Consider the following 503-nt stretch of genomic DNA (forward strand, 5'->3'; position numbering starts at 1 on the left):
ATCCTGTCCGAACCCGGGCAGGAGGGTCTGGCGGAGTTCCTGGCCGGCCAGCAGGTGGAGGTGGTCGCGTCGCTGCCGTGCTATTCGGCCGCCAACGTGGACCGCCAGCGCGGCGACGGCGTGTTCGACAAGAGCATTGCCGCGCTGCGCCAGCTCAATGCGCTGGGCTACGGCCAGCCGGGCAGCGGCCTGGTGCTGAACCTGGTCTACAACCCGCAGGGCCCGTCGCTGCCGCCCGACCAGCAGGCGCTGCAGGCCGACTACAAGCGCGAACTGTTCGAGCACTTCGGCATCGTCTTCAATGAGCTGCTGGCGCTGACCAACATGCCGATTCAACGCTTCGGCTCCACGCTGGTCTCCAAGGGCAGCTTCGACGCCTACATGGACCTGCTCAAGGGAAGCTTTCAGCCGCAGAACCTGGCCGGCGTGATGTGCCGCAGTCTGGTCAGCGTGGACTGGCAGGGCTGGCTGTACGACTGCGACTTCAACCAGCAGCTGGACCT

General features: G+C 66.2%; 1 protein-coding gene. It reads left to right on the forward strand.

Features of this window, described 5'->3' with window-relative positions; genetic code table 11:
* A partial coding sequence (locus ACMUOY_RS21065) for a DUF3641 domain-containing protein (protein WP_413894637.1) occupies positions 1–503 on the forward strand: 503 nt, incomplete at both ends.

Source organism: Candidatus Skiveiella danica (genome assembly GCF_022705245.1).
In the GTDB taxonomy this organism is placed as follows: Bacteria; Pseudomonadota; Gammaproteobacteria; order Burkholderiales; family Burkholderiaceae_C; genus Skiveiella; species Skiveiella danica.